Source organism: Streptomyces spongiae (assembly GCF_009377185.1).
GTDB classification, from domain to species: domain Bacteria; phylum Actinomycetota; class Actinomycetes; order Streptomycetales; family Streptomycetaceae; genus Streptomyces; species Streptomyces spongiae.
In genome coordinates this window covers 1-3,963 of sequence record NZ_VJZC01000773.1, presented here as the reverse complement: position 1 = coordinate 3,963, position 3,963 = coordinate 1, and the positions used below count along the sequence as shown (strand labels likewise).

The 3,963-nt window shown below is 69.6% G+C and carries 2 protein-coding genes; both read left to right on the top strand.

What is annotated here, in order from left to right; translation table 11 throughout:
• Positions 1-59 precede the first annotated feature (59 nt).
• Positions 60-2,567: a beta-ketoacyl reductase gene (locus tag FNH08_RS46475; RefSeq protein ID WP_407704589.1), complete on the top strand. Its 2,508-nt coding sequence runs from the start codon at positions 60-62 to the stop codon at positions 2,565-2,567.
• A 26-nt stretch (positions 2,568-2,593) separates the two neighbouring features.
• Positions 2,594-3,963, top strand: a 1,370-nt coding sequence (locus FNH08_RS46470) for a type I polyketide synthase (protein ID WP_194238856.1), incomplete at its 3' end; no start/stop codon positions are given.

Genomic DNA, 3,963 nt, shown 5'->3' with positions numbered 1-3,963 from the left:
TATAAGAGACAGCCACCACCGCACTACCCGACACCCCCGCCGCCGCACAACCACCCACCCTGCCATGGGTCCTGACCGCCAGGAACACGGACGCCTTGCGCGACCAGGCGGCGCGTCTGAGGGCCTTCGTAGCGAGCGACACCGCTGTGGACATCGTCGATGTGGGATATTCCCTGATCACCACTCGGCCGGGGTTCGAGGAGCGCGCGGTCGTCATCGCCGCCGACCGGCAGGAGTTCCTCGACAGCCTCGACGCGCTGGCTCATGGGGAAGTGCCCGCGAACACGGTGCGTGGCACGGCGGAACCCGGCGGGCAGACCGCGCCGTCCCGGCCGCCGGCCGACGACGCTGCCTCCGACCCGCCCCAGTCGCTCGCCTCGCTGGCCGAGACGTACGTCCGTGGTGGCGAGGTCGACTGGCACACCGCGTTCGCCGGCACCAACGCCACACAGGTGCGACTTCCCACCTACGCGTTCCAGCACCAGCGCTACTGGCTGGACACCCCTCGGCACACGACCGACGGCGCGGGGCGGACCAGGCAGGGCGTGCGGTCGACCGTGGATTCCGGGAGGTACCGCGTCGCCTGGCGGCTGGTGGCCGAGGCGTCCTCCGGCCCACCCTCGGGGCGCTGGCTGGTCGTGACCCCCGCCGACCGGGCCGAACACCCGTGGGTACGGGCTGTCACACGGGCCCTGACCGGCTGCGGCGTACGCGTGCTCCCGGTCGAGGTACCGTACGCGGCGGTCGATCGGAAGTCCATGGCCGAGCGGTTGACGGACGTACGGGACCGAGCCGGGGCTCTGGATGACGAGCCCGTGGCGGGCCTGCTGTCCTTCCTGTCCTTGGAGGAGGCTTCTCATCCCGACGACACGGCCGTTGCGTGGGGCATGGCCGCGAACCTCGCCCTGGTCCAGGCGCTGGGCGACGTGGGCATCTCCGCGCCGCTGTGGTGTGTGACCTGCGGAGCGGTTTCGATCGGGCCTTCGGACCCGGTGACCAACCCCCTCCAGGCTCTGATCTGGGGGATGGGCGGGGTCGTCGCCGCAGAGTGCCCGGAGCGGTGGGGCGGCCTGATCGACCTGCCGGGGGATGTACGTGATCAGGCGCTGCCCCGCCTGATCAGCGCGCTCGCCGGAGCGAACGCCGAGTGTGAGTTCGCTGTACGGGATTCCGGTCTGTTCGTGCGCCGCCTGGTCCACGCGCCCCTGGGCGAGACAGAGACGGCTCGCGAGTGGCGGTCCAAAGGCACTGTCCTGATCACCGGCAGCCCCGGGGCGATCGGCGGCCATGTGGCACGGTGGCTCGCGGGTAACGGTGCGGAGCACCTGCTGTTCACGAGCCCGCTGGGCCGTCAGGCTCCTGGTGCGGCCGAACTGGAGGGCGAGCTGACCGCTCTGGGCGCCGAGGTCACCTTCGTCGCGTGTGATGTGGCTGACCGAGCGCAACTGGCGAAGGCCCTCGCCGTGGTGCCGGACGGACATCCTCTTACCGCGGTCGTGCATACGGCCGAGGTACTGGACGACGCGCCGGTGGACTCCCTGACTCTCGACCAGGTGGGCCGAGTGTCCCGGGTGAAGGTCGGTGGCGCCAGGAACCTGCACCACGCGACCCGAGAGCTGGATCTGTCGGCGTTCGTGCTGTTCTCCTCGATCACCGGTGTCTGCGGGATGCCCGGGCAGGGCAACTACGCGCCGGGCAACGCGTTCCTCGACGCGCTGGCCCGCCACCGGAAAGCCGACGGCCTGCCCGCCACGTCGATCGCGTGGGGGCACTGGGACGGTGCGGGCATCGCCGATCCGGACGTCAGCGACGTCGGCGGGCAGCCGCACCGCCACGCAACCCCCGCCATGGCGCCTGAACCGGCGCTCACCGCCCTCGGCCAGGCCCTCGAGCACGATGAAACCCATCTGGTGATAGCCGAGGCCGACTGGGCGGCGGTCTCCCAGGCCCGGCCGCGCTACGCGCTGCTGGATGATCTCCCCGACGTACAGCGCCTCTTCACGGCCGCGGATGGCGGGCCCGGCGGAGTACCGGGCCAGCGCCCCTCGGAACTGGTTCAGCGACTGGCCGGGATGTCCGAACCGGAACAGCGACGGACGCTGCTGCGGATCGTCAGAAAGTTGGCCGCGGCGGTGCAGGGTCATCGCTCGCCCGACTCGATCAACCCGGAGCGGGGATTCCGCGACCAAGGATTCGACTCGCTCATCGCCGTCGAGTTCCGCAACCGGCTGAACACCGAAACCGGACTGCTGTCGCCGATGACCATCGCATTCGACTACCCGTCGCCCGTCGCGCTCGCCGATCAGCTGCGTCGGGAACTGCTGCCGCAGCAACAGACAACGGTCACCACCGTCCTGAGCGAGATCGACAAGCTGGAATCGGTTCTTTCGGCCGCGTCACTGAACGTGTCGGAACGCGCGGCGACCGCATCCCGACTCCAGGAACTCCTGGCCCGGTGGCGAGACAGCGCGCACGAGCCGAGCGCGGCCGGAGTGGTCAGCGAACTTGCGTCCGCGACGGATCAAGAACTCATCGAATTCATCGGCAACGAATTCGGCATCGATTAATCCTTCTTCCCGTAAAGGATCGAAAGATGAGCGACGACAAGCTTCGTCACCTGCTCAAACAAGTGACCGCCGCACTGCACGAGACCCGCGAGAATCTGCGGGAAGTCCAGGAGGCACAGCGGGATCCGATCGCGATTGTGTCGATGGCTTGTCGGTTTCCGGGTGGGGTGGATTCGCCGGAGGAGCTGTGGCGGGTGGTCGCGGAGGAGCGCGATCTGATCGGTCCGTTCCCCGACGACCGGGGCTGGGACATGGCCGCGCTCTACGATCCCGAACCCGGGCGGGCGGGCACCTGCTACGCGCGGGGTGGTGGTTTCCTCGCCGACGCCGCCGGCTTCGACCCGGGATTCTTCGGGATCAGCCCGCGTGAGGCCCTGGCGATGGACCCCCAGCAACGGCAGCTCCTGGAGACGTCCTGGGAGGCCATCGAGCGAGCCGGCATCGACCCGGCCGCTCTACGCGGCAGCCACACCGGCGTGTTCACCGGAGTCCTCAACAACGACTACGGTCCACGACTTCACGAACAGACCGACGACGCCGCAGGCCACGCGCTCACCGGCACGCTCACCGGCGTCGCCTCCGGCCGTATCTCCTACACCCTCGGACTCCAGGGCCCCGCCGTCACCCTGGACACGGCCTGTTCCTCCTCACTCGTAGCACTGCACTACGCCGTACGGGCACTGCGCTCAGGCGAGTGCTCCATGGCACTCGCCGGCGGTGCCACCGTCATGGCCACCCCGGGCTGGTTCCTGGAGTTCAGCCGTCAGCGGGGCCTGTCCCCAGACGGGCGATGCAAGGCTTTCGCCGCCACCGCGGACGGCACCGGTTGGTCGGAAGGCGTGGGTCTGCTCCTGCTCGAACGCCTCTCAGACGCACAACGCCACGGGCACCCCGTCCTCGCGCTGATCCGTGGCACCGCCACCAACCAGGACGGCGCCTCCAACGGACTCAGCGCTCCCAACGGCCCCTCCCAACAGCACGTCATCCGGCAGGCACTGGCCGACGCCCGCCTCGCCCCCAGCGACATCGACCTGCTCGAAGCCCACGGCACCGGCACCCCCCTCGGCGACCCCATCGAAGCCCAAGCCCTCCTCGCCACATACGGACAGGACCGCCCGGCGAACCGGCCCGCCTGGCTCGGGTCCCTCAAGTCCAACATGGGACATACCCTCGCCGCAGCGGGCGTCGGGGGCGTCATAAAGTCCGTCATGGCACTCCACCACCGCCTGCTCCCCAAGACCCTGCACATCGACACGCCCACACCCCACGTCGACTGGACAAGCGGCCACCTCCGACTCCTCACCCAACCCCAGCCCTGGCCCGACACCGAGGACCACCCCCGCCGCGCCGCCGTCTCCTCCTTCGGCATCAGCGGCACCAACGCCCACCTCATCCT